Origin of the sequence: Streptomyces sp. NBC_00433, assembly GCA_036015235.1 — a bacterium.
GTDB lineage: Bacteria > Actinomycetota > Actinomycetes > Streptomycetales > Streptomycetaceae > Actinacidiphila.
Window position 1 is genome coordinate 780,216 of sequence record CP107926.1, and the last position, 24,810, is coordinate 805,025.

18 protein-coding genes are annotated in these 24,810 nt (G+C 72.6%); 12 read left to right on the top strand and 6 right to left on the bottom strand.

What is annotated here, in order from left to right; all coding sequences use genetic code 11:
* Positions 1-30 precede the first annotated feature (30 nt).
* A complete protein-coding gene (locus tag OG900_03170; protein ID WUH89234.1) occupies positions 31-201 on the bottom strand; it encodes a hydrophobic protein in 171 nt (56 codons plus the stop codon).
* A gap of 185 nt (positions 202-386) precedes the next feature.
* Here OG900_03170 and OG900_03175 point away from each other — a divergent pair, with 185 nt between their 5' ends.
* The 8 genes from OG900_03175 to OG900_03210 all read left to right on the top strand — a co-directional run bounded on the left by OG900_03175 (position 387) and on the right by OG900_03210 (position 6,190).
* Positions 387-1,487: a cation diffusion facilitator family transporter gene (locus tag OG900_03175; protein ID WUH89235.1), complete on the top strand. Its 1,101-nt coding sequence runs from the start codon at positions 387-389 to the stop codon at positions 1,485-1,487.
* Between the two features lie 187 nt (positions 1,488-1,674).
* Positions 1,675-2,262 carry a hypothetical protein gene (locus OG900_03180; protein WUH89236.1) on the top strand — a complete coding sequence of 196 codons (588 nt, stop codon included), beginning with the start codon at positions 1,675-1,677 and terminating at the stop codon, positions 2,260-2,262.
* Positions 2,259-2,540, top strand: a complete 282-nt coding sequence (locus OG900_03185; GenBank protein ID WUH89237.1) for a monovalent cation/H+ antiporter complex subunit F — start codon at positions 2,259-2,261, stop codon at positions 2,538-2,540. The genes OG900_03180 and OG900_03185 overlap by 4 nt, the downstream gene beginning before the upstream one ends.
* Positions 2,541-2,605: 65 nt before the next feature.
* A complete protein-coding gene (locus OG900_03190; GenBank protein ID WUH89238.1) occupies positions 2,606-2,923 on the top strand; it encodes a monovalent cation/H(+) antiporter subunit G in 318 nt (105 codons plus the stop codon).
* A complete protein-coding gene (locus OG900_03195) occupies positions 2,920-3,207 on the top strand; it encodes a DUF4040 domain-containing protein (GenBank protein ID WUH89239.1) in 288 nt (95 codons plus the stop codon). Before OG900_03190 ends, OG900_03195 begins: the two co-directional genes overlap by 4 nt.
* Positions 3,204-3,971: a sodium:proton antiporter gene (locus OG900_03200; GenBank protein ID WUH89240.1), complete on the top strand. Its 768-nt coding sequence runs from the start codon at positions 3,204-3,206 to the stop codon at positions 3,969-3,971. The genes OG900_03195 and OG900_03200 overlap by 4 nt, the downstream gene beginning before the upstream one ends.
* Entirely contained in the window at positions 3,968-4,312 is a 345-nt protein-coding gene (locus OG900_03205; GenBank protein WUH89241.1) for a sodium:proton antiporter, read from the top strand. Before OG900_03200 ends, OG900_03205 begins: the two co-directional genes overlap by 4 nt.
* 9 nt (positions 4,313-4,321) lie before the next feature.
* Positions 4,322-6,190: a complex I subunit 5 family protein gene (locus tag OG900_03210; GenBank protein WUH89242.1), complete on the top strand. Its 1,869-nt coding sequence runs from the start codon at positions 4,322-4,324 to the stop codon at positions 6,188-6,190.
* Positions 6,191-6,227: 37 nt separating this feature from the next.
* On the opposite strand, the gene OG900_03215 is transcribed toward OG900_03210, so the two are convergent.
* Positions 6,228-6,695, bottom strand: a complete 468-nt coding sequence (locus OG900_03215; protein ID WUH89243.1) for an STAS domain-containing protein — start codon at positions 6,693-6,695, stop codon at positions 6,228-6,230.
* Positions 6,696-6,823: 128 nt separating this feature from the next.
* Between OG900_03215 and OG900_03220 the strand changes: the two genes are divergently transcribed.
* Positions 6,824-7,141: a winged helix-turn-helix domain-containing protein gene (locus tag OG900_03220; GenBank protein WUH89244.1), complete on the top strand. Its 318-nt coding sequence runs from the start codon at positions 6,824-6,826 to the stop codon at positions 7,139-7,141.
* 49 nt (positions 7,142-7,190) lie between these two features.
* On the opposite strand, the gene OG900_03225 is transcribed toward OG900_03220, so the two are convergent.
* Positions 7,191-8,417, bottom strand: coding sequence for a hypothetical protein (locus tag OG900_03225; GenBank protein WUH89245.1), 1,227 nt, complete (start codon positions 8,415-8,417; stop codon positions 7,191-7,193).
* 159 nt (positions 8,418-8,576) lie between these two features.
* Here OG900_03225 and OG900_03230 point away from each other — a divergent pair, with 159 nt between their 5' ends.
* Both OG900_03230 and OG900_03235 read left to right on the top strand, forming a co-directional pair.
* A complete protein-coding gene (locus OG900_03230; protein ID WUH89246.1) occupies positions 8,577-8,783 on the top strand; it encodes a hypothetical protein in 207 nt (68 codons plus the stop codon).
* Positions 8,780-9,841 carry a UbiA family prenyltransferase gene (locus tag OG900_03235; protein ID WUH89247.1) on the top strand — a complete coding sequence of 354 codons (1,062 nt, stop codon included), beginning with the start codon at positions 8,780-8,782 and terminating at the stop codon, positions 9,839-9,841. The genes OG900_03230 and OG900_03235 overlap by 4 nt, the downstream gene beginning before the upstream one ends.
* Before the next feature lie 71 nt (positions 9,842-9,912).
* Here OG900_03235 and OG900_03240 read toward each other — a convergent pair whose 3' ends face one another.
* Positions 9,913-12,687: a discoidin domain-containing protein gene (locus tag OG900_03240; protein ID WUH89248.1), complete on the bottom strand. Its 2,775-nt coding sequence runs from the start codon at positions 12,685-12,687 to the stop codon at positions 9,913-9,915.
* Between the two features lie 409 nt (positions 12,688-13,096).
* On the opposite strand from OG900_03240, the gene OG900_03245 reads away from it, so the two are divergent.
* Positions 13,097-13,651 (top strand): hypothetical protein, encoded by a 555-nt coding sequence (locus tag OG900_03245; GenBank protein ID WUH89249.1) that lies wholly within the window; start codon positions 13,097-13,099, stop codon positions 13,649-13,651.
* A 78-nt stretch (positions 13,652-13,729) separates the two neighbouring features.
* Here the strand turns inward: OG900_03245 and OG900_03250 are convergent, their stop codons facing one another.
* Both OG900_03250 and OG900_03255 read right to left on the bottom strand, forming a co-directional pair.
* Positions 13,730-20,194, bottom strand: coding sequence for a sugar-binding protein (locus tag OG900_03250; GenBank protein ID WUH89250.1), 6,465 nt, complete (start codon positions 20,192-20,194; stop codon positions 13,730-13,732).
* Positions 20,195-20,295: 101 nt separating this feature from the next.
* Positions 20,296-24,603: a LamG domain-containing protein gene (locus tag OG900_03255; GenBank protein WUH89251.1), complete on the bottom strand. Its 4,308-nt coding sequence runs from the start codon at positions 24,601-24,603 to the stop codon at positions 20,296-20,298.
* Positions 24,604-24,810 lie beyond the last annotated feature (207 nt).

The following is a 24,810-nucleotide window of genomic DNA, read 5'->3' on the forward strand; positions in this document are numbered from 1 at the left end:
GGCGGCGCCCGCCGTCCGAGCCGGCTGGAGCTACCAGCGATACCAGCGGCCCCGGCCGCCCCCGGAGTGCGTGCCGCGTGCGACGAAACCGAACAGCCACAGCACGAGCACCACGACGGCGATCCACCACAGCAGGTGGAGTGCGAACCCCGCGCCGAACAGCAGCAGCGCGAGCAGAAGAACTACCAGCAACGGTCCCATCTCTATCAACCTCCAGCGGGCCGTGTGCCCCAGGACGCCGCACTCATGCACCGGCTCCAGACAGCCGCGTCCGTACGGGCGGGATCGAAAAGGCACCCGCGTAAGGGGGCGCCTCGTCGGGTAGCCGAGCGGCGACAGCGCGGCGGAAGCCGCCCACCGCGGCAAGGAGTTGGATCCGACCGCCCATGAGCCACGACACCGACACCGAACCCGAGAACGAAGCCGAATCAGAGAACCAAGCCGCGACCGAGGCCGGCTCGGGCGCCGGAGGTCAGAAGGACGACGACAAGACCCGGGGCACGGTGCTGATCGCACTGCTGGCGAACGTGGCCATCGCCGTCGCCAAGGCCGTCGTCGGCGCCCTCACCGCCTCCCCCGCCCTGCTCGCCGAGGCGGCGCACTCGGTCGCGGACACCCTCAACGAGGTCTTCCTGCTGGTCTCGGTCCGCATCAGTCGGCGCGAGCCGGACGCGCGGCACCCCTTCGGCTACGGCAAGGAGCGCTACTTCTGGGCGCTGCTCGCGGCCGTCGGCATCTTCGTGACCGGCGGCTGCTTCTCCTTCTACCAGGGCCTGCACGGGTGGCTGTCGCCGGAGACGGGGGGCTCCGAGGGCTTCGTGGCCACCTATGCCGTGCTGGCCGTGGCGTTCGTCGCCGAGAGCATCTCGCTGCTGCGGGCCGTCGTCCAGATGCGCGCGCGGGCCCGCTCCCACGGGCACTCCCTGGCACGGGAGATCGCCGGGAGCGTCGACCCCACCGTCCGCACGGTCTTCGCGGAGGACTCCACGGCCGTCCTGGGCGTACTGCTGGCCGCAGGCGGTGTGCTGGGCCACCAGCTCACCGGTTCGCCGCGCTGGGAGGCCGCCGCCGCGCTGGCCATCGCCCTGCTGCTGGTCCTTGTCGCCTACTGGCTCGGCCGCTCCGCCCGCGACCTCCTGGTGGGACAGGCCGTCGACCCCCGGCTGCAGCAGGAGGCACACGAACTGCTCGCCGACCAGCCGGAGATCGACACCGTGACCGTCCTGCAGACCATGCGGCTCGGGGTGGGCTCGGCGCTGCTCGCCGCGCGGGTCGACCTGCGGGAGGGCATGGACAGCGAGGTGGTCGAGGAGGTCAGCGAGCGGATCAAGGGCGAACTGCGGGAGAGGTGCCCGGAATTCGCCGAGGTCTTCCTCGACATCGTCGACGCCGACCACCAGGACCGGGAGCGGGCGCGGGCCCGCAAGGAGGAGGTCGACCGGGCGGTCGCGGAACAGGCAGCCGGGGAGGGCCCGCCGGGGCGGTGACCCCCGGCCCGGCGGCCGGGTTTCCCGCCGGCCCGCCGGGACAGACGGTGCGCATGGCAGAGGAGTGGCCCGCTCAGGCGTGTCCCGCGCTTCTGCCGGGTGCGCGCCGGCCGGCCGGTATACCGGGGCAGCGGGGTGTTCGCGGCGCAGGGCAGGCGGCCCCGCACAGGTGAGGAGACGATCGCGGATGGCACACCGGGTCCTGGCCACTGCGGCCACCGTGGGCGGATGGTCGGGCCTGCTCTTCGTCCTCTATGTCGTCCTCATCTCCGACGTCACCCCGCTGGAGGCCGCGGTCGGCGGCTCCCTCGCCGTTCTCGGCGGAGTCGCCGCCGAGGCGGTACGCCGGGCCGAGCACCCGCGCGTCCACGGCAGCCGCCGCCTGGCCGCCGCCTTCGCCGCACTCCCCGCGTCCCTGCTCGCCGAGACGGCCCGCCTCGCGGTGGAGGTCGCGCACGCGACCGGGCGCGACGGCGACCGGCCGGTCGCCGGGGCAGCGTCCACGAGCCGGACCGGCGGGCGCGACGGCGCCGACCGGCCCGGCGACGGGGCGGCCACCCGACGTACGCAGGCCCGGCAGCCGGACACCGACCGGCCGGTCGCCGTCCGGCTGCCCGCGGACACCGATCCCGCCCTTGCCGCGGTGCTGCTGTCCGCGACGCCCGGGGCGTGCGTACTGAACATCGCGGGGCGGGAGCTGACCGTCCATCTGCTCGGCGGCGCGGCACCGCCCTCCGCGGTCGAGCGGGCACTCGGCGGCCGGAGGCCGGCGTGAACGCCTGGCTGCTGGCCGCCTGCGTCCTGCTGCCCGCCGGCCTCGGGCCGTGCCTGTGGCGGGCCTGCCGCGGCGAGCCGGCCCGGCGGCTCCCGGCGATGGCGCTGGCCGGGGTGATGGCCGTCGCCGTCTTCCTGCTGACGGCACGCGGCCTGCACCGCACCTCGTACGTCGACGTCGCCCTGGTGGCGGCCGTGCTGGCGCCCACCGGGACGCTGGTCTTCGCCCGCTGCCTCGCCGGCGGCGCGCGGACCGAAGAGGCGGGGGGTCGGGACTGAGATGACGACGACCGCGAATCACGGGCTGACGGCCCGGACCGACCGAGCGGGGGGTCGGGACTGAGATGACCGCGACCCATGTACTGGCCCTGGTGCTGCTGTGCTGCGGCTGCGCCGCATTGCTGCTGTCCGCGGCGGCGCTGGCGCTGCTGCCCACGCCGTACGGGCGGCTGCACGCGCTCGCCCCGGCGTCGAGCCTCGGGGTGCCGCTGCTCTGCCTCGGGCTCGCGGTGGACGCCGGGGCCGGCAGGGAGGCGGCGAAGCTGCTGGTCATCGGCGCCCTGACGGCCGTGTCCGGCCCGGTCACCACCATCGTCATCGGCCGCGCCATGGCGATCGAGGACCAGGCCGCCGGCGGCGGGCCGGAAGGGCCCCCGGCGTGAGCACTTCAGCGGTCGACTTCCTGGTGGCCGCCGGCCTCGTGCTGGTGGTGGCCGCCGCCACGTGCGCGGCGCTCACGCGTGACCCGGTACGCCAGTCGGTGGTGCTCTCGGTGCTCGGGGTGTGCCTGGGGCTGCTCTTCCTGGTCCTGCAGGCGCCCGACGTGGCGCTGTCGCAGCTAGCGGTGGGCAGCGCGGTGACACCGCTGCTGATCCTGCTGACGGTCCGCAAGGTCCGCCGCGCGCCGCGCGGCAGACCGCAGGAGGACGAGGGGCGCGAGCGGTGAGCCGCCGGGTCCGTACCGCGGTCTTCCTGCTCGCCGCGGCCGTCCTCGCGGTCGCCTTCGCCCTGGCCTGCACGGGGCTGCCGCACTTCGGCACCACCGTCCACCCGTACGGCGGCAGGGCGGTCGCCGCCGCGGTGCGGCACCGCACCGCCAACGTGATCTCCTCGGTCAACTTCGACCAGCGCGCCCTGGACACCCTCGGCGAGGAGTCGATCCTCTTCGGCGCCGTGCTGGGCTCCGTGGTCCTGCTGCGCCGCGCGCGGGACGAGGACCGGGCCGAGCCCGAGCCGAACCGGGTGCTTCCCTCGACCCTGCTGCTCGGCGCCGCGCTGCTGCCGGTCACCGTGCTGGTCGGCGGTTATGTGGTGGCGCACGGCCAGCTCAGTCCGGGCGGCGGCTTCCAGGGCGGGGTGGTGCTGGCCACCGGGCTGCATCTGGCCTATGTGGCCGCCGACTACCGCGTGCTGCGCCGGGTGCGTCCGCTGGCGGTCTTCGGCGCGCTGGACGCGGTGGCCGCCGGCGCCTTCACCGCGCTGGGGCTCGCCGGGCTGTGCGTCGGGGCGGCGTATCTGCAGAACGTGCTGCCGCTCGGCACGTTCAACCAGCTGTCGTCGGCGGGCCTGGTGCCGCTGCTGAACGCAGCCGTCGGCGTGGAGGTGGCCTCCGGCGTGATCGTGCTGGTCGCCCAGTTCCTCGACCAGGCGGTGGAGATCGAGTCCCCGGGGACGCCGCGCGCCGCCGGGCAGCGAGAGGACGACCGATGACCGTACTGCCCTTCCTCGCGGCCGGCTGGATCTTCCTGGTCGGCATCTACGGGATGGTGACCAGCCGCAACCTGGTCCACGCGGTCGGCTGCCTGGCCGTGGCGCAGTCCTCGACGTACGTCCTGCTGCTCGGCATCGGATTCCGGCGCGGCGGGACCGCCCCGGTCTTCTCCGACATCCCCGTCGGCACCCCCGTGGTCGACCCGGTCGTGCAGGCCCTGGTCCTCACCGACATCGTGGTCGGCGCCACCGTGACGGCGCTGCTGCTCAGCCTGGTCATCCAGATCCGCAAACGCACCGGGACGGTCGACCCCGAGGCGCTCTCCGAGCTGAAGGGCTGAGGGCCGCCCGTGCCGTACCCCGGCTGGCAGACGGCCGACCTGCTGCCGCTCGCCGTCGTGATCCCGCTGCTCGGCGCGGCCGTGCTGGTGCTGGCGGGGCGCGTGCTGCCGCGGGCCGCGCTCGACGTGGTGGCGAGCGCCTTCGCGGCCGGCACGGTGGCCGAACTCGCCCTGCTGTGGAGCCGGGTGGGGGATGCCGGCGGCCGTACGGTGTCCTGGCTCGGCGGCTGGACCCCGCGGGGCGGGCACAGCGTCGGCATCGTGCTGGTCGGCGACCGGCTCGGCGTCGGCCTCGCGCTGCTGGTCGCCATCCTGGTGGCGGCGGTACTGGCCTACTCCTGGCGGTATTTCGACGAGCCGCCCGCGCGGCACCGCGGCACCTTCCCGGCCCTGCTGCTGCTCTTCGAGGCGGGCATGTGCGGATTCGCCCTGACCGGCGACCTGTTCAACGCGTTCGTCTTCTTCGAACTGATGGGCGTGGTGGCCTACGCGCTGACCGGCTTCCGGATCGAGGACCCCCGCTCGCTGCACGGCGCGCTGGCCTTCGGGGTGGTCAACTCCCTTGCCGCGTACGGCACACTGCTCGGCATCGGACTGCTCTACGCGCGCACCGGCGAGCTGGGCATGGCGCAGATCGGCGGCGCGCTCGCCGGCCACCGCGCCGACGCGCTCACCGTCACCGCGTTCGTCCTGGTGATGGCCGGCCTGCTGGTGAAGTCCGCGACCGTGCCCTTCCACTTCTGGCTGCCCGACGCGCACGCGGTGGCGCCCACACCGGTCTGCATGCTGATGTCGGGAGTGATGGTCGAACTCGGTGTGTACGGCATCGCCCGCGTCTACCTGACGGTCTTCGCGGGCCCCGGCGGCATCCCGGCGGCGGCCTACACGCACACCCTGGGCGCGCTCGGCGTGCTGACCGCGCTCGTCGGGGCCGTCATGTGCTGGCAGCAGCGGCACCTCAAGCGGCTGCTGGCCTTCTCGACCATCGGCCACACCGGCCTGTGGCTGCTCGGCCTGAGCCTGCTCGACCCGGCGGCCACCGCGGGGACCGCCCTCTACGTCGCCGGGCACGCCGGGGTGAAGGCCGCGCTGTTCGGCCTGGCCGGTGTCCTGCTCGACCGGCACGGTTCGGTCGACGAGCACGAGCTCTACGGTACGGAACGCGGCTCGCCGCGGGCGGGGGCGCTCTTCATGGCGTGCGGCCTGGCGCTCGCCGGGCTGCCGCCGTTCGGCCTCGGCCTCGGCAAGGCGGTCGCCGAGCACGCGGCGGGCGGGCACGCGGCCTGGCTGCCCGCCGTCTACGTCCTGGTGTCGGCGCTGACCGGCGGCGCCGTGCTGCGCGCCGGGCTGCGGGTCTTCTACGGCGCCGGGCCGGCGCCCGAGCTCGGCCACTCCGACGTGGAGACCTGCGGGGAGGACGAGGAGCCGGAGGTCCGCGACCCCCTGCGGCCACTGCCCGCCACGATGACGGCGGTGCCCGCGGTGCTGCTGGCCGGGGCGCTGGCGGCGGGGGTCTTCCCGGGGGTCGGGCGGGCGGTGGCGTCGGCGGCTGCCGCCTTCCAGGACCGGGCCGGCTATCTCGCCCAGGTCTCGGGGCTGCCCGCGCACGCGCCGGCCGGGCCGCCGCCGGACGCGGCCTGGAATGTGCCGGGGGTGCTGCTCGGCGTGCTGTCGACGGTGCTGGCGGTGGCGCTGGCGTGCGCCGCCCTCCGTCGCGTGTCCCACGCGCCGGGTCGGCTGCGGGCGGCGGTCCGGCTGGCCGACCGCGGCCTGGTCCTCCCGCTGCGCCGGCTGCACTCGGGGCACCTCGGCGACTACGTCACCTGGCTGACGGTCGGCCTGGCGGGCCTGCTGATCGCGCTGGGGGCCCAGGTCTGACGGGCTTCGCCGCAAGGGTTCATCGGGACCTGGGCCGTCAGGCGGGGTAGGCGCGGCCGATGGTGTGTATCGCGGGCACCGCGCGGGTGTCGGCGGCCTGCGGGAAGGCGGCCCAGGTGCCGGTGAGGTCCAGGACACGGCCCACCGCGGCGGACACCGAGGTCACCGTCATCTCGCACCCGTCGGCGAGCGCCAGCGAGCGGACCCGCAGCAGCGAGTTGAGCCCGGCGCAGTCGAAGAAGCCGACGCCGCCCAGGTCGACGTGGAGTCCGGCGGGGGCCGACCGCAGGGCGTCGGTCAGCACATGTTCGAGCAGTTCCGCGCAGTCCAGGTCGACCTCGCCGTGGACGGCGACACGGGCGCGGCCGTCCGTCTCGGTGAGCCGCACCACGAGCCCGGACCGCAGGTGCCTGACGACGCGCACGTCCCGCTCCGCGGTCGCCGACGTGACGGTGACCGTGCCGGGCCGGGCGGAGGGAATCGAGCAGCGCCTACGACCGGACATGGCTGAGACCTCCTCGGTTTCCGAACTCGGCGGCTCCAGATTGCGCGTCGCGGCCACCCCTGTCAACTGATACGCGAAATCCGTTTCATGTTTTGCATCGCGTGAATCCCACGTCGTACGATGACGCAATGGACGACACCGCCAGCCCGAGGACCGGATGGACATTCCTGACGAACCACGCCCGCGTTCTGGCGGCCATCGCCCGTGATCCGGACATCCGCGTCCGCGACATCGCCGGGCGCTGCATGCTGACGGAGCGCGCCGTGCAGAAGATCATCGCGGACCTGGAGTCGGACGGGTATCTCACCCACACCCGCACCGGCCGCACCAACACCTACGAGATCCCCGGCGGCACATCGCTGCGCCACCCCGCCGACGCGGGCCCGACGGTGGCCGCGCTGCTGGCCCTGCTCTCCCTGGACCCGGGCGAGAAGTCCTCCTCCTGACGGGCGCCCGGTCTGCGCGCGGAGGCCGCCCTCGCGCGGCGCCCCGGGGTCAGTCCAGAGTGCTGCCCGACACGTCCGGCTTCCCCGCGCCGAGGAAGAAGACACCGGGATAGCCGGCGGTGGAGAAGCCGTGGCTGGGGTTGGCGTGCAGGGTCGACCGGCGCACCGCCAGGGTGCCGCTGCGGTCGTTGCTGACGAAGAAGAAGGCGCCGCCGCCCTCCTTGGCGTCGTTGTGCGCGATGAGCGAGCCCTCGACGCGGACGGTGTAGAGGTTGCCGTCGGTGTAGACCGCGCCGCCGCTGCCGCCGCCGGGGGTGCCGCCGCGGGCCGGGTTGGCGCCGCTGCCCACCGCCGAGTTGTAGGTGATGACGCTGTTGAGCACCACCCACGACACCCCGATGCTGCTGAGCGCGCCGCCGTTGGAGCAGGAGCCGCCCTGGCCGGCCGCACCGCCGAAGGTGCTCGCCGTGATGTAGACGGGCAGGCCGTGGTATTGGTCGAGGACGCGGATCGCCGCACCGCCGAGGTCCGGTCCGCTGCGGTCGCAGCGGTTGCGCACGAAGCGGTCGTTGACGGCCTTGAAGCGGCCGCCGCGGACGAGGATCGCGCCGCCGCCACCGCCTTCCGCCGTCTCGCCGGTCGAGTCGCCGTCGGCGAAGGTCAGGTTCTGCACGGTCAGTTCGGGTGTGCTCTGGTCCTGGCAGTGCGAGGTCGTCCACCCCTGCGCCTGGTCGCAGGTGTCCAGGTAGAGGATGCGCCGTCGTCCGCCGCCGCTGAGGGTGACCTTCCCGCCGCCGTCGAGGACGACGCGGGCCGAGGCGTTGCGCACCTTGGCCGTCGCCTTCATGGTGATCACCACCGGACGCGGCCCGCAGTCGAAGGTGATGACGCCGCCCGCGGCGACCGCGGCCACCACGGCGGCCGACGTGCAGCTCGCGGCGGTCCCGCTGCCCACCGTCCTGGTCGGCTTCGAGGTGTCGACCGCCCGTGCGGCGGCGGGCACCGCCGCGTGCCCGTCCGGATTGCCGGCGGGGGCGGGGGCGGGCGGCGCCGGCTTGGGCGCGGTGGTGCCGGGGGCGGGCTTGGGCCGGTGGGTGCTGGCCGTGGTCGCCGAGGGCGCGGCACTCGCGGTGGCCGGGGCGGCCGTCGCGGACGGGGACGGTGACGGCGGCGCCGCGGTGTCCCCGTTTCCGCTACCGGAGCCACCGCAGCCTGTCAGCAGGGCGCCGGCCAGCAGGCCGGCGAGTACGCATATCGCAGCGGGCGTTGAACGCATCGCCCGATGCTATGTGCTCGCCGCGCGCGGCCCGCCACCGGCCGAGGGCGCCGCGTCCGGGGCGGTCTGAGTACGGGTGCTCATGCGCCGCCCGGCCCGGCCGGGCATGCTGCGTTCGGGACACGGAGTCCGATACGCCGACGAGTGCCGGGGGGCATCATGAGTGACCGTTTTCGACCGCCGGGGGCTTCCGGCCCGGCGCGTCCTGGCCCGGACGGCCGCGGGGCCGGGCGGACCCCGGCGCGGACCGCGTGGACATGCCTGGGGGCGCTGCTGTCCGTGGTGCTGGTGGTGTCAGGGCTGGTCCTCGTCGGCTTCATCGTGCTGGTCGTGGTCGGCATGAACAGCTTCGGGTCGAACAAATGACGCGGCCGGTGGAGCGCCGGCTGCGGACGCCGGCGAACCGGCTGCGGACGCTTCTCGCGGTGGCCAGGCCGCCGGTCTTCCTGCTCCTCGCCGTCTACACCGCGCTCGGGCTGGCCGGGGCCGGGCACCCGGAGGACCGCCTGCTGCTGGGCCGCGCGCTGGTGCCCGTCGCCGCCTTCCTGATGTTCTCGGTGGCGGTCAACGACCTCGCCGACGAGCGGATCGACCGGGTCAACCTGCCGGGCGACCCGCGCCGGCCGCTGGTCGGGGCGGGCGCGCTGCGCGCGGAGATGACGGCGGTCGCGGTGGTCTGCGCGGCCGTCGCCACGGCCGGCGGCTTCCTGCTCGGCCTCGGGCCGGGCCTGGTGGTCACCGCCGGGCTCCTGCTGAGCGCCGGCTATTCGCTGCGGCCGGTCCGGCTGTCCGACCGCGGCGCGGTGGCGGCCCTCGTGCTGCCCGGCTGCTATGTCGCGGTCCCCTATCTGCTGGGGTGGCTGGCGACGGCGCCACCGCCGCACGGCCGGGGGCTGCTGCTGCCGGCCGGGCTCTACGTCGGCTTCGTCGGCCGCATCCTGCTCAAGGACTTCCGCGACGTGCGGGGCGACGCGCTGTTCGGCAAGCGCACCTTCCTGGTCCGCCACGGCAGGGTCTGGACCTGCCGTTTCAGCGCGGCGGGCTGGACGGTGGGCTGCGCCCTCATGCTCGCCGGCGCCCCGTCGCCCGCACCGGCGCTGGTCGCGGTGTCGGCCGTCCAGCTCGTGACGGTCCTGTGGCTGCTGCGCCGGCTCGCGGCGGAGGCCCATCCGCGCCGCGAGGCGCTGCTGATCACGGCGGCGGCGATCCTCGGCCGCGGGACGCTGCTCGCGCTGCTGGCCCACGAGTCGATGCTTCCGCTGGGCTGGTCGCCCCTGGCGTGCGGCGCGGCGCAGGCCGCGCTGCTGGCGCTGACGCTCGGCCAGGCAAGCGTGATGCTCCGCCACGGTCCGCTGGTCCGGCTGTCCGTGCCGGTGTCCGGACGACCGGTCGTCGAGGGCGCGTCCCGGACCGCCGGGGTCTGACCCCGGCGGCGGCAGGGGCGGACGCGTACGGGCCGCCGCCCCCGTGGGACGGCGGCCCGCGGCGGGTGGGGTCAGGACTTCCAGGCCTGGAATTCCGAGAGCTGGCCCGCCGGCCAGCCCGAGTTGGCCGTGACGGTCACCCGGAGGTAGCGCTGGGTGGTCGCGGGGAAGGTGACGGTGACGGTGTTGTCGGCCGCCGGGTCGAAGGTGTAAGTCGCGGCCGCCTTGACGGTGGTCAGGGTGGAGCCGTCCGTGCTGCCCTGGAGGGACAGCGTCTGGGTGCGGGCGCCCCAGCCGGCCGGCAGCCGGAGCACGACGCGGGAGACGCTCTGCGCCGAGCCGAGGTCGACCTGGACCCACTGCGGGAAGGCGTTGTTGGCGCTCTCCCAGTAGCTGGAGCGGTCCGCGTCCGTCACGTTGGCGGCGGAGTAGGTCTGGTTGTGGCTGGACTCGCTGGTGGCGCGGCCCGCGGCGAGGTCGGTGGCGGGGGTGGTGCCGCCGGAGGCGGCGAAGGCCGCGCTGTTGAGGTTCCAGCCGCCGTTGTCCTGGTTGAGCGTCAGGACCTGGCGGCCCGCGGGGAGGGTGACGGTGGTGGTGGCGGTGGCCCAGTTCTGCCAGCCGCCGGTGGCCGCCAGGTTCACCGCGCCGCTGAGGTCGGCGCCCGAGGCGTCGGACAGGTGCAGGGCGCCGGTGACCGCGGCTGGCGCCGCCACCCGCAGGCCGACGGTGTACGTACCGGCGGAGGCGACGTTCACGGTGTAGCGGAACCACTGCCCGCCGCTGGTCCAGCCCAGGTTGTAGCCGCCGCCGGTGTCGGAGGTGGCCTCCAGGTCGATGCCGTCGGCACGGTAGGCGGTGCCGTTGCCGTTGCCGGAGTCGGCGTTGTAGGCGCTGCCCTGCCCGCCGGTGTCGTAGTTCTCCGCCTGTACGGTGCCGGGCACCGCGGCGGGCGTGCCCCCGTAGGGGCCGCCGGCGGGGGGTGTGGAGGTCTGCCAGCTGTTGCCGCTCAGCGTGGCGGTGAAGGCGGCGGAGTTGTCGGCGTAGGCGGTGCCGCCGGTGTGCAGGCCGGTCAGGGTGTTGCCGGTGATGGTGGCGGACCCGCTGGGCGCCGGGTAGAACGGCGGGGAGATCACCACTCCGTTGCGCCCGGGGTTGGTGATGGTGTTGTTCTGCAGCAGCGTGTTGGTGGAGGTGGAGAAGCCGACGGCGTCGTAGACCGAGTCGGCGACGGTGTTCCCGGTGACGGTGACGTGGTCGACGGTGCCGGTGTTCTGGCCGTCGCCGCCGTTGCCGACGTGCAGGGCGGGCTGTCCCTGGCTGTAGGCGTTGCCGCCGGAGCGCACCACGACGTTGCCGGTGACCGTCGCGGACAGCAGGTCGCTGCCGTTGACGCCGAACCGCCCCGCGCCCAGGCCGATGTAGCGGGCGGTGTCGCTGATGTAGTTGTCGCTGACCAGGTGGCCGCTGCCGCCGTAGATCCCGATGCCCTTGCCGCCCCAGGGTGCGATGGCGGTGTTGCCGGTGAAGGTGATGCCGCTCATCGGGTGGTAGTACGTGTTCGTGCCGTTATTGGTGTTGTAGTTCACCGAGTTGATCGCCATCGCGTCGTCGCCGGTGCCGCGGACGAAGTTGTTCGTCGCGGTCAGGTTGTTGCCGGTGTCGGCGTTCAGCGAGACGTTGTTGAGGTTGATCCCGTCGGCCCAGATCGAGGTGAGCCGGCTGTTCTGGACCTTGCCGCCGGTGCCCGAGGCCCAGAAGCCGGACATGGTGTGCTGGGTCCAGATGCCGTCGGCCACCCAGTTGGTGCCGGTGGTGTCCATGGCGCCGCCGTCACCGCCGATAGTGCTGCGGCTCACCGCGTTGGCGTCGATGTGGAAGTTCTTCACCGTGCACGAGGTGACGGAGAAGAGGGCTCCCAGGGGCGTGCTGTTGGGGACCGGCACATCGCGGTAGATCGTGCTGTACCACAGGCCGGCGCCGGCGATGGTGATGCCGGTGGCGTGCAGCCCCGCGGTGCCCTTCACGTAGAAGGTGCCCGGTGGGATCCACAGTGTCTTGGACTGCGACTGGGCCTGGTCGATGCAGCTCTGGATGGCGGCGCCGCTGTCGACCGCCTGGCTGTCGCCCGCGCCGTTGGTCGGGTTGCTGTCGGAGACGGCTCCGCAGCTGGTCAGCGAGATCGAGTCGGCGGGCTGGGAGAGCGGGGCCGGCGGGTTCTCGACGTCGATGGAGTCGATGTCGTAGGAGGGGGCGGAATTCGCCGCGTCCTTCTTCAGCGTGAAGGTGCTGCCCGGCGCGATGGGGGTGCCGGTGACGAAGGTGTGCGACTCGTCGAAGAACACCCGCGGGGAGCCGTCCCCCGGGTTCTGGTTGTCGCTGGTGTTGTAGTTGTTGTTGCCCTCGTAGACCCAGGTCTGCTTGGAGTTGAGGTTCAGCGCCTGCCGGAACGTACCGTCGACGTACAGGTCGAGCGTGCCGGTGATGCCGCCGCCGGACGCCGAGTCGGGAATGCTCGCGCGGACGTTGACGAAGCTGATCGGCTGGCCCGTGGCGTTCGTCCACTGCACCGACTGTCCGGTGCCCCCGAGGTGGGCGTAGGCGTGCCCGGACGCCTCAAGGGTCGCGCTCGAATACTGCGTGGCGGGCGCCGAGGTGAGCGACACGGCGGTCGCGCCGCCGGCCAGCGTGCCTGCCTCGCCCTCGTAGATGGTGAAAGGTGTCGACGCGCCGGCGGCGGCCGCCTGCGCCTGTGCCTGCGGCAGGGCGGCGGCGTGCGGGGTGGCGGCGCCCGCCGGCGCGACGGACATCCAGGCCAGACCGACCAGGGCGGCAAGGGCCGCGGACATACGTGGGAGGACCCGCGCCTTCCGCAACGGCCTTGGGATCGCACGCATCGGATGCTCCTTCAAGGTGGGGGGAGGGGCGTCCGTACGGTACTGAGCACCCCGGCCCTCCGCAAGGTTCCGCGCTGCCGAAGAAAATTTTGCGCAGTTCGCTGGAAACAGTGCGCTCCGGGGTGCACACATCGGATGGCCGGGGGTCCGCGCCGGGGAATCGGGTCACATCGAATTTGCGGGTGCTTGAACCTCGCGCCCGGGAAATCGACTTGTGCCACGGGGATCACCACAGCACCAAGACGACCAATTGGACCCATGCGAATCCGGGCAGGCCAACCGGCTTACGGCGCGGGCGGGGTGCCGCTAGTCTCAGCCCCCACGTGTATGTCGCACGACTTCAGCAGGGAGACACAGAACCATGACGCACGATGTGCCGCCGCCGTCCGGCCCGCCGGCTCCGCCGCCGAACCCAGGCGGCCCGTCAGGAACTCCGTTCGACCCGGCATCGGTCAACCGCCTCGACTGGGCGATTCTCGGTATCGGGGCCGTCGTGTTCATCTTCTCGTTCTTCGACTACTACTCCTGGGATTTCGGCAACGAACTCGGCCTGAACATCCCCAGTGTGAGTTGGGGCGCCTGGCACTTCGGCCACGGCCTCTTCATAGCCTGGTTCGCGATGGTCCTCACCGTGCTCGGCGCGGCCGCTCTGGCCGTCAGCCTCTTCGCGCCCACGGTCACGCTGCCCGCGCCGGCCAGGAGCCTGTCCTTCCTGGCCTTCGCGGTGGGCTTCGTGCTCTACCTCATCGCGATCTTCGCGCACTCGGACTTCGGCCCGGGCGGCGGCCACGCCTTCAGCTTCTGGATCAGCCTGATCCTCGCGGGCGCCGGCGCCGTCATCGCCCTCATGCGGGCCCAGCAGACGAACACCGTGCTTCCCGGCCAGCTGAACAGCCTGCCGCATATCGGCAAGTAGCGCACCCGGCAGCCGCAGCGAAAGGACCGCGGCCCCACCCCCTGGAAAACGGGGTGGGGCCGCGGTCCTTTTCCGTCCCTACCGGTTCTCCAGCAGCTTGGTCAGGTTGCGGGCCTGCTGCTGCCACTGGCTCTTCGCGGCGTCGAAGTGCGTGACGCCGACCCAGGCGAACCAGTTCGAACCCGTCGAGTGGCCCTTCTGCGTCAGATAGACGCCATTCTTCCGGGACGAGATCGAGAACTTGATCTGGGACCCGGGCTCGTCGAAATACCCCTTGTTGGTCACGGTGAAGGTGAACGACGTCTTGTCCTTGACGGACACCGTCACCTTGCCCGGTCCGCCGGCGATCCTGCCGAGGCCGTGCATGATCGACTCAGCGGGGTGCAGGGTGCACTTCGTCCCCTGCGCGAACGTGTCGCAGCCGGTCACCTTGAAGGGGAAGACCTCCTTGGGGTGCGCCTTGAAGAAGGCCATGATCTCCTCCGGTGTGCCCAGGCTGTTCGGCCCGAGGTATTCGGAGGTGGTGTACGAGTAGCCCGGGTCGGGTGTGAAGGCGACCGACTTCTCCTGGGCGTGCTCGGCCGCGTAGCTGTCGTGCTCGACCGGCGGCGGGCTGCCCCCGTACAGGTCCTTGATCAGGTCCTGCCACTGGGGATCCTTCGGTGTGGTGATGCCCAGGGTGCCGCACAGGTCGTCGCAGTGGGTCCGCGCGTAGGTGACCTGGTGCTGCTGCTTGAGGCTCACGTCCGGGTTCTGGTTGACCTTGCTCGGGCCGCACTCGGTGTGCACGCAGTCGCCCGCCTGGGTCGCCCACGCGCTGCAGTCGCTGCCGCAGGGGTTGCCGTGCTCGTTGCAGCCCTCGTGGCCGTTGCGGCAGGTGTAGAGGCCGGTCGGGTCGGACTGGGTGACGGGGTCGTCGCCGGCGTAGGCGTAGCCGTTCAGCGACTGCGGGTCCCCGCTGTCGATCTCGGGGTCGACGGAGGCGAAGCGGCCGGTGGCCGGGTCGTAGTCGCGGGCGCCGAGATGGGTCAGGCCGGTGCCCGGGTCGGTGACGCCGCCGACGAAGCCCCGGTCGCCCGACCAGCCGGCCGGGGGTGTGCCGCGCAGCGAGCCGAAGGGGGTGGTACGGCGCTGCTGCATCGCCAGGCCCGCGCTGTCGACCTGGAGTTGGCCGGTGTCCTGGCTGTCGGCGATGAGGAAGTACACCTTGTTGTCGTCGGTGCGCATCGCCTGGTTGCCGTCGCCGAGGTCGTAGTAGCGGGTGGCGTGGGCGGTGGCCGACCCGGTGGCCGCGGTGACCTCGGTTCCTCCGAGGTAGAGCGTGCCGCCGCTGCCGGTGCGGGCGATCAGCCGGTTGCCGTCGGCGTCGTAGACGTAGGAGGTGGTCTTCCCGTCGTCGGTGGCCACCTGGGTGAGGCGGCCCTCGCCGTCCCACGTCAGGGTCTGCTCGACACCGCCCGCCGGGCGGGTGGCGGTGTCGCCGACCGCGTCGTAGGTGTAGGAGCCCACCGTCGTGCCGCCGGGGCCTGTGGTCCGCACCTGGCTGAGCGTGTGCGGCTGCGGGGCGGTGGGAGCCGGGTAGGTGTAGGTGCTGACCGTGTCCTGGGCCGCGTTCCCGGTGGCGGAGTGGTCGGTCTCCTTGGTGCGGTCGCCGGCCTTGTCGTAGCCGAAGGACTGCCAGTACGGCGCCGGTCCGCCGAGCACCTGGGCGGAGGGGGTGACCGCGCAGCCCGCCGCGCCCTGCGCCCAGGCCTCGGTCAGCCGGCCGAGGTAGTCGTACTGGAAGCACTGGGCGTCGGTGCCGTCGCGGGAGACGTCGGTGAGCGAGGTGATGTCGCCCGCCGCGTCGTAGCCGTAGGTCGCGGACTTGTCGGTGCCGGGCACGTCCTGCCGGTCGACCCGGGAGTTGGACAGCCGCTGGCTGCCCCACTCGTAGGTGTTGGTGACCTGGGTCATCTTCTGCCCGGCCGCCTGGAAGGTGTACTGCAGCGCCTGCCCGGTGTAGCTGTAGGCGGTGGCCGTGGTGTAGGTGGCGCCGCCGGAGCCCGACACCGTCACGGGCCGCAGCACCTCGTCGTAGGCCGGGGTGACCGCTTCCGCGGGCAGGCTGCCCGCCGCGGGGTAGCCGACGGACTGGGTGGTGCCGTCCGCGTTGTACTGCACGGTGCTCTGGTAGGAGCCGGCCAGCGCGCCCTCCGCGGCCGGGATCGTGGTGGTGGTGCGGTGGGCCCGGTAGAGGTTGTCGTACAGCCCGTACGCCACGGTGTAGGCCGAGCCCGCCGCGCCGCCGACGTAGCGGGTGGCGGAGGCCGGCAGGCCCTTGAAGCCCGCGGGGTCCCATACGTGCTTGGTCAGCAGCGGGCCGCTCGCGGCGCCGTCGTGGGTCTCGGTCTCCCGGCCGAGCCCGTCGTAGAGGTGGGTGATGGTCCTGCCGCGCTGGTCGGTGCTGGAGACCAGCCTGCCCCGGTCGTCGTAGACGCTGGCGGTGGTCCCCTTGTCGGGGTCGACCGCGCTGGTCTGGTTGCCGCGCTGGTCGTAGCCGAACGTCCAGGCGGTGCCCGCGGGGTCGGTGATCGTGGCGAGCTGCCCCGCCGGGGTGTAGCCGTACGACGTCTTGTCGTAGGCCCCGGTGGGTGTCGCGGCCTGGTACTGGTCCAGCTCGCGGGTGTTGCCGCGGGCGTCGACGACCGTGGTGGTCGGCGTGCCGCCCTGCGGCGGGGTGACCGTGGTGCGGTCGCCGCCGTAGGCCGTCGCGGTGGTCGCGAGGACCGTGCCGCCGTCGCCGTTGCCCGCCACCTGCCGGCTCAGGGTGATCCGGCCGAGGCCGTCGTAGGTGTTCCAGACCTGCGTCTCCACCGACAGCGCGTCGTCCGGCGTGTAGAGGACGGTGGAGGGCGCCTTGGCGGCGTAGTAGGAGGCGAAGGTCCTGTCGACCAGGCCGCGGGAGTCGTAGAAGGTGTCGGAGACCAGCATGCCGCCCTTCGGCCCCGGCGTCTGGGCCTGGCGCACCCGCAGGAAGCCGTCGTAGAGGGCGTAGGAGGTGTGGGTGCCGGTGCCGGCCAGGGTGGTGGTGGCCACCACGGGGGGCTTGCCGTCGGCCGTCGTGTAGGCGAAGGCGTCGTTCGGCGTCTGGCTGTTGGCCTTGGACCGGTCGGGCAGCCAGATCTTCAGCTTGCGGCCCAGCGCGTCGTAGGTGGTGTCGGTGCGCTTGCTGTTGGTGTCGGACACGGTGACCGGCAGCCGGCGGACCGGGTCGAGGGTCGTCGTGGTGGCCTGCGCGGTGGTCGCGTCGCCCGCGGTGGCCGGCGGCGTGGTGACCGTCACCGTGGTCGGGAAGCCGCTCGCCGGGGTGTAGGCCGTGGTGGTGGTCCGTCCGTCGGCGCGGTCGGTGCGCTGGGGTGCGCCGGTCACGGTGGCGGTGACATCGCCGGTCAGGTCGGTGGCCGAGGTGGTGCGGCCGTAGCCGTCGTAGCCGGCGCCGGTCTCCAGGTAGGTGGCGGTGGTGCCGTTGTGGGACTTCAGGGTCGCCACCCGGGTGGCGTCACCGGCCGTCGGCGCCGCCCCGTAGCCGAGGCCGTCGTAGGCGGTGCGGATGTCGGACAGGACGTCCTTGGCGTAGTCGGGCGTGGCGGTGCAGGACACCGCGACGGACAGGATCCGCGACGGGGTGTCCAGGATCCACGCGGTGGTGTTGTCGGCATAGGTGGTCGTGGTGCAGCGGTCGTCCGCGGTGGTGGACACGTCACCGTGGTCGTCGGTGGTCAGGACGCGGCCCGCGGTGTTCTCGAAGCCGCGGGTGACGTCGGTGATCCGCCACGCGGATCCGGCGCCGCCGTCCAGCGAGACCCAGGAGCGGGTCTCCGCGGTCCCGGTCAGGTTCGCCGCGATGGTGCCCCAACTGCGGGTGACCGAGCCGGTCTCGTGGTGCCAGGGGGTGTTGACGGTCTTGTCGAGGACCTTGCCGCCCGGCCCCGAGTAGTGCTCCGTCCTGTACTCGAACCCGGACAGCGAGTCGTGGTCGGTGATGGTGCCGCCGTTGTCGTCGGACACGGTCACGCTGCGCTTGCCGCCGCTGGTCTTGTCGGCGTCCATGCCGCGCAGGTAGTAGTGGTCGGTCTGCGAGAGCATGCCGACCGGGTCCTGGCCGCCGGTGTCCACCCGTACGTGCGCGTAGCCGCGCCAGGTGGACCAGGTCTTGTACTTCTCCTTGGTGATGCCGTCGTCGGAGTCGTAGTGCCAGGCGGGTGCGCCGAGGTAGTCGTACGCCGTCACCTCGTCGGGCGAGACGGCGGTCCGGTCGGACTGGACGACCTTGGCGACCACGTATTTGTTGAACCACTGCAGGCTGGGGTCCTCGTCCCCCTGCTTGGTGAAGAACTGCGGGAAGCACAGGGTGCTGTTGGAGTCCGGGGTCGGCAGGTGGGCGGCGTCGCAGGCGGCGGTGGAGTAGGTGATGTCGGTCTGGCCGCCGGTCTCGTCGTCGATGGTGGCGACGCGTTCCTTGACGAAGGGCGAGGTGTTGTCGCCCGGGATGTCCAGCCGGTTGGTGCGCTGGTCGTAGCCGAAGGTGACCTTGGGCAGGGTCAGGTCGGGGGCGCCTTCCGGGGTGTCGGCCCGGCCGGTGTGCTCGACGGACGCCAGCTCCAGCTGGTAGTCGATGTCGGCCATGCCCCACTGCTGGGCCAGCTTCCAGGTGTCCACCGGCGTGTAGGCGCCGGCCGCGGTGAGCACCTGCGAGGTGACCGCGGTCAGCCGCTTGCGGGTCCAGAAGGACGGGCCGAAGGCGTCGCAGTCACCGGTCGACTTGCAGTTCAGGTCCCACGGCGTGTCGTACCAGGGGAAGGAGTCGGTGTCGATCTTCGAGGCGTCGCAGGCCCCGGCGGTGGTGTCGAGGCAGCGCTCCGCGCTGGTGAACTGCACCTGGGCCAGGGCCTTGGCCGAGTAGACCGCGCCGGACTTCAGCCCGTAGTCGATGTGGTCGAGGGTGCCGCCGCGGACGTAGGCCGTGGGGCTGGACGCGGTCCTGTCGCGGCCGTAGTAGTTGGTCTCCTTGTTGTAGTAGTAGGCGATGGCATTGCCGTGCGGGTCGACGGAGTAGTCGAGGTTCCACCGCCAGCCCTGCTGGCACCAGGAGGTCGCGAAGGTGGAGCCGTGGCAGGGCTCGTCGGCGTTGTTGCCGTAGACCGGCACGGTCCAGGCGGAGTCGGTGGTCGCCTTGCCGCCGGCCCAGCCGGGCAGCTTGTTGTAGCCGAAGTAGTACCGGGTGCCGTCGGTGGTCGTCACCCGCCAGTACTCGTCATTGCGGGCGCCGTTGGAGCGCACGTCGGTCGAACTGCCGTAGACCCGGTCGACCTTCGTGCCGTCGTCGCCCTTGATGCGGAAGGAGTTGGTGCCGGTGGACACCAGCTGCCCGGAGTGGCCGTCGAAGGAGATGGTCGCGTTGTCGTAGGCCCAGCACAGGTCGTCGACCTTGTTGCCGTCGGAGTCCTTGACGTTCTCGTCCGCGCAGGGCTTGTAGCTGCGCTCGATGAACCCCGGGGACATGTCGAAGCCGTCGCCCACCCAGGACGACTGGTTGTTGGTGCTGCTGGTGCGGCCGTCGACGGCACCGGAGTCGTAGGTCAGCGCCACCTTCGGGGCGAAGCTGCCCGGGACGTCCGGCGCGGGCAAGTCGTAGACCCACGTGAAGGTGCCGGTGTTCGGCCCCACGTCCCACGACGAGGACGGGGACAGCGAGGTGGCGGCGTAGTCGCCGTGGTCGCTCGATGTGCCGGCGGTCGCCGCGAAGACCGTGGCGGACGCGGCCGTGGCGGACGCCGACGTCAGGGCGACCGCGTCGGCGGTCAGCGTGTGGGCGGCGGTGTCGTTCGTGGCGGCGACCGGGGTCTGCTCGGTGCAGGCCGCCTTCGCGGGGGTGGTCAGCGCGCAGCCGGGCAGCCGCACCAGGTGCAGCCGTGCGGCATAGGCCCCGCCGTAGGCCTGGGCGTAACCGCTGTCGTCCACGCTCACGCCCACGGTGCCGCCGCCGGCGTCCGGCCGCGGGGTGACGGTGAAGAGCAGGCCGTCCACGCCCGCCGCCCGGGTGGCTTCCTGGTCGAGGACCCGTACGGTCGCCGAGCCGGTCAGCGGGGCTGCCGTCTTCCCGGCGGTGCCGGACTTCGCGGTGCCTGCGGACGTCGCCGCTCTCGCCGCCGCGGGCACCGTCAGCGTCACAGGAAGGCTCCCGGCGCGTACCGCCGAGGTCTTCGCCGCCGCGGCCGGCAGCGTCACGGTGGCGCTTCCGGGCCGGGCCCAGGAGTGCTCGCCCGTCCGGCCGGGCTTGTGCGGCAGCCCGTCCTGGGCGCGCGGCACCGTCGTACTGCCCGAGTGGCCCGCCACCGGCACGCCCGGCGACGGCCGGTGGACCAGGTCGTCCGCCTGGGCCGCCGGCAGCGCCACTGCCTGCAGCATGCCGGCCACCAGCGCCCCGCAGGCCAGCAGCGCCGCCCTGCCCCGCGCCCCGCCGGGCCGTATCCGTCTGTCGGTCTTCCGTCTCCTGATCACGCCTGCCCCGTCCCCATATCCCTCGACGTTTTCCGCGTCACGCCATGCGTGCGCGGGGCGGCGCGCGATGCCCGCGCGCCGCCCCCCGTGGTGCTGCCGGGTCAGGGCCCGGCGGTGGTGTCCAGATCGACTCCGCTGGCCAGCGCGGCGATCTGGGTGTCGGAGGCCACTCCGCCGAAGACCCACACGTCGTCGATCACGCCGGGCCAGAACTCGCCCCAGGTGGACGCGCCGGTCTTGACCCGGCCCAGTTGCAGGCCCTTGGTCGCGTCGAAGGGCAGCACGGAGGAATTCCACGACACCGACTCCGTGCACGACGGGTCGTCGGGCACGCCGTCGTCGTCGCTGTCGGCGCAGAGCGCCTGCTGGAGCTGGCCGTTGACGTACAGCCGCATCTGCCCGGCCATCAGGTCGTAGACCACCGCGATGTGGTCCCAGGCCCCGTTGTTCTGGAAGCTGCTGTCCGAGGCGGTCGAGACGACCGCGGTGGTGCTGTCGGCGTTGGCCGTACGCAACTGCCAGCTGCCCGCGTTCGCCGGATCGGCGGAGTCGGGCACGTAGCGCACCGCGAATCCGCTGGTGGTCGCGCCGGCCATGCTCATCACCGTCACCGGCTTGGTGGGCCGCGCGGGGGTGGACACCCACGCGCCGACGGTGAAGCTGCTGTCGGTGTGGATCGGTGAACTGCTGGTGGACGCGTAGCCGTTCGCCGTGCCGTCCAGCACCAGTGCCCCGGTGCCCACCATGCCGGCGGCGCCGGTGGCGTCGATCCGCGCGCCGCTGCCGAGGGTCAGCGGGTGCTGGTCGGCCGCTGTGGACAGCGAGTCGGGCGAGACCTGCGGGCTGCCCGCCGCGCCGTCCAGCCGCCAGCGTCCCTCGACCTGGAGCTGGTTGTGGAAGAGCGACGCCGCCTCCGGCGCCGACAGCGCCCGGTCGTAGAGCTGCACGTCGTCGATCTGGCCGGGGAAGAAGCTGCCCGGGGCGCCGTCGTAGGACCCGGCGCCGATCTGGGTCGCGCCGCCGCCGTAGAAGGGGGCGGCGAATTTCGTGGTGGCGACCCAGACGCCGTTGACGTACAGCCGCATGTCGTCGGTGTTCGCGTCGTAGGAGCCCAGCAACTGCGTCCACACCCCGGCCGGCGAGTGGGTGGTGTCGCCCTGGGCGGCGCGGACGATGCCGGCGGTGCTGGTGTCCGCGGTGTAGGCGTCGAAGGACCAGCCGTAGGTCGCCGAGTAGTACAGCTCGAAGCCCGGTCTGTGGGCCCCGACCTGGGTGGCGATGATGGCCGCGTGGTCGGGTTTGGAGGACAGTTTCGCCCAGCCGGCCACGGAGAAGCTGTCGAGGTTGTCGACGTGCGAGGACACGGTGGACGCGTAGCCGGTGGTGCCGTCGAAGCTCAGCGCACCGTCCTGCGCTCCCGCGGTGCCCGCGCTGACCCCGCCGTGCAGCACCGCCGGGTCGACGTCCGCCCTGCCGTGCACCTGGGCGGTCGCCGTGCCGTCGTCCTGCGCGGCCGGCTCGTCCAGCGGGAAGACCGCGCGGGCGGGGCGTCCGCCGCCGATGGGCTGCCCGTTGGCCAGGTGCGTGATGTCGGCGGCGACCAGGGCCTTGTCGTAGATCCTGACGTCGTCGATCGTGCCGGGGAAGAAGGACGCCGGCGCCCCGGAGTAGCTGCCCGCGCCGATCTGCAGGCCGCGCCGCGCGTCCCACGCCGTCGTGTAGCTCGTGGTCCCCATCAGGGTCCCGTTCACGTACAGCGCCAGGGTGTGCTTGGACGCGTCGTAGGACCCGAGCAGGTGGTACCACTGCCCGGCGGCGACTCCGCCCGCCGTCGCGGACATCGCCCGCACCGGGGTGGCCGCGGCCGTGTCGGCGCTGTACTGGTTGAAGACCCAGCGGTTGAGGTCGTGCGAGTAGTACAGCTCGAAGCCCGGCGCGTCGTTGCCCGGCTGGGCGGCCACGATCGCCGCGGTGGTCGGCATCCGGTCGAGCTTCACCCAGGCGGCCACCGTCATGCCGGCGTCGGTGTGCACGGTCGGGATGTCGGACTGCAGGTAGGAGTCGGTCCCGTTGAAGTCGATCGCGGTGCCGGACCTGCCCGGCGCACCGAGCGTCGGGGAGCCCACCACGCTCAGGGTGCGCTCACCCGCGGTGCCCGCGGCCTGCGTGGCGCCCGCCGCGTCGTCCAACTGCCACTCGGCGCGGGCGGGCTGGCCCTCCTTGACGCGGAATTGGTATTCCTCCGGCTCGCTGCCGTTGCCGGCGCTGTCGAAGCTCTGTGCGTAGAGGAAGTTGGTGCCGGCCCGTGTCGGCCTGAATTCCACCGACTTGGCCGCACCGCCGGTGGTGGTCACCGTGTGGTCGGTGTCGCACACCGGGTCGGCGTTGACGCCGTAGCAGTACTTGACGACGTCCGTGGACGCCGAGTCGAAGCTGAAGGCGCCGTCCCGGCCGACGCCGTCGTACGACGGGTCGTTCGGGTCGCTGTCGTCGACCGCCGGGTAGTCGCCGGAGCTGATCACCGGGCCGGCCGGGACGCTGGTGTCGTACACCCAGTAGCAGCTGGTCGCGGACCCGGTGGAGGACCACGGCGAGTAGCTGTAATAGGTGCCCTGGTCGTAGTCGACCGCCCGTGCCTGCCAGGCGATCGTCTTGTTCTTCGGGATCGTCCTGCCGGACAGGGCCGCGGTGAGCTTCGTGGAGAAGGTCGACCCGGACTTCTTCGGCCCGATCCTGGCCGAGATCCACTGGGTCGTCAGGCCCTTGCCGTCACCGGCGTCCCACGCCACGGCGAACTGCACGCTGACCTGGTCGCCGTCGGGGTCGGTGACGTCGCTGGCGTTGATGGTCGGCAGGGTGCGGATCCGCACCGGCGCCGACGGGCTGTGGCACGAGCTGCCGGGGCTCATCGACAGGTGCGACATGGGGATCTGCTTGGGCGCCATGTTGTAGTGCACCCGCAGATACGCGTCGTCGGTGAAGCGCTTCCAGCCGTACTTGTCGCCCTCGTCGTCGGCTCGCAGCCCGAAGGCGGTGGTCGAGGAATTGTGCGAGGCCGCGTACCGCACACCGGTGGTGGCGTTGAACTCGACGTCGGAGGCCGCGCAGCCGTCGTAGCCGTGCGCCTCGTTCTGGGTGTCGAGCAGGTCGAGCCAGTTGTCGGAGGACGAATTCCACGTCGTGCCCGAGGTGAAGCCCTTCGTCCGCCACAGCTCGACCTTGCGGGCGCTGCAGGAGGCCGACCACGTCTCGTGCGCGACGAAGGTGGCGTCCACGATCGTCTTGCCGGCGAATTTCGAGGTGGGGAAGGAGTAGAACAGCCGCTTCACGTCGTAGGGGGCGCAGTAGGACCAGGCGCAGTCGCCGAGGCCGGAGTCCGAGTCGCCGTTGAAGTGGTATTGCGGGCTGGACGCCCAGTACTTCGACACCATCGTCCAGTCCCCCGCCTTGGGGGTGTACGTCTGGGGGTCGATGTAGAGCGGGAAGGACGTGGCCGCGCCCGTCAGCAGGGCGGGGTCGGGCGTCAGGGTCAGCCGGGTGTCGGCCTGGTCGACCGCGACGCCGATCGGCGCCATCTTCGAGGTGTCGGTCGGGCCCTGCGCCGGGTCGTCCGCGGCGCCCGTCCCAGCCGTGGCGGCGTCGGCGGTCGCGGCCTTGGACTTCTTCGCCGTGCTCGCCGTTGCCTGGGTGCCGGAGTCCCACATGATCGGCTGCGGTGCGGCGAAGACCTCGCCGCCGCCCGCGGTGTCGGTGGCCGTCAGGCCGCCGTCCGCGGTGCGCGCGACGTCCAGACCGGTCGCCCGCACCCCGAAGGTCAGCTGCGCGAGCGCCGGGTTCTGCGCGGCCTCGGCGGTGTTGACGACCACCAGCTCGTGGAAGCCGTCGATGTCGGCGCGCACCTGGAGGTCGACGTCCGGCAGCACGTTCCGGTAGGTGGCGGTGTCGCCGAGCAGCGTCGGGGCGGGCAGCGCGGAAGGCCAGGTGTACGCCAGCTTCCGCCCGTCACGGTCGAGTGTCACCAGCGGAGCGGAACCGCCGCCCGACAGGGTCATCCCGACCGACGCCACGGCCGGCGCGATGCTGCCGTCGGGCTGCTCGACGAGGGTGTTGTCGATCGCCTTCCACGCGCCGCCGACGCGCGCCCGCACCGGGCGCAGGTGCTGGTCGGTCTCCATGCCGCCGTCCGGGGTGGCATAGGTCTCGCTGGACTCCGTCCGCAGCGAGCTGATCTCCACGTTCCGGCCCGCGCTCGCGGCCTCGGCCGCCGCCGCGCTCTGCGTCGGCGCCGTGCGGTTGTGAGCGCCGCCGCTCTTCGCGGCCTGCGCCGTCCTGACCGCCGGCTTGACCGCCTGTGCCGGCGCCGCCGCGGCCGCCTGCCCGGCGGCCGCGAGCCCTGCCGCGACGACCACGACCGCGACCGCAGCCGTCAGCGTCCTGCGCGAGCGCGCGCGTCTGCACCCACCCAAGTCCATGAACCCCCCGTTCACATGCACGCCACCGCGGGTTTGCCGGGCGCACATTAATTTGAGAACCGTAGTTCACCGTGCTCAGGACGGACAAGGGCCGTCACGCGAAAACCCGTGCGGACCAGGGGGGTTGTGGCGATTCGTCAACTA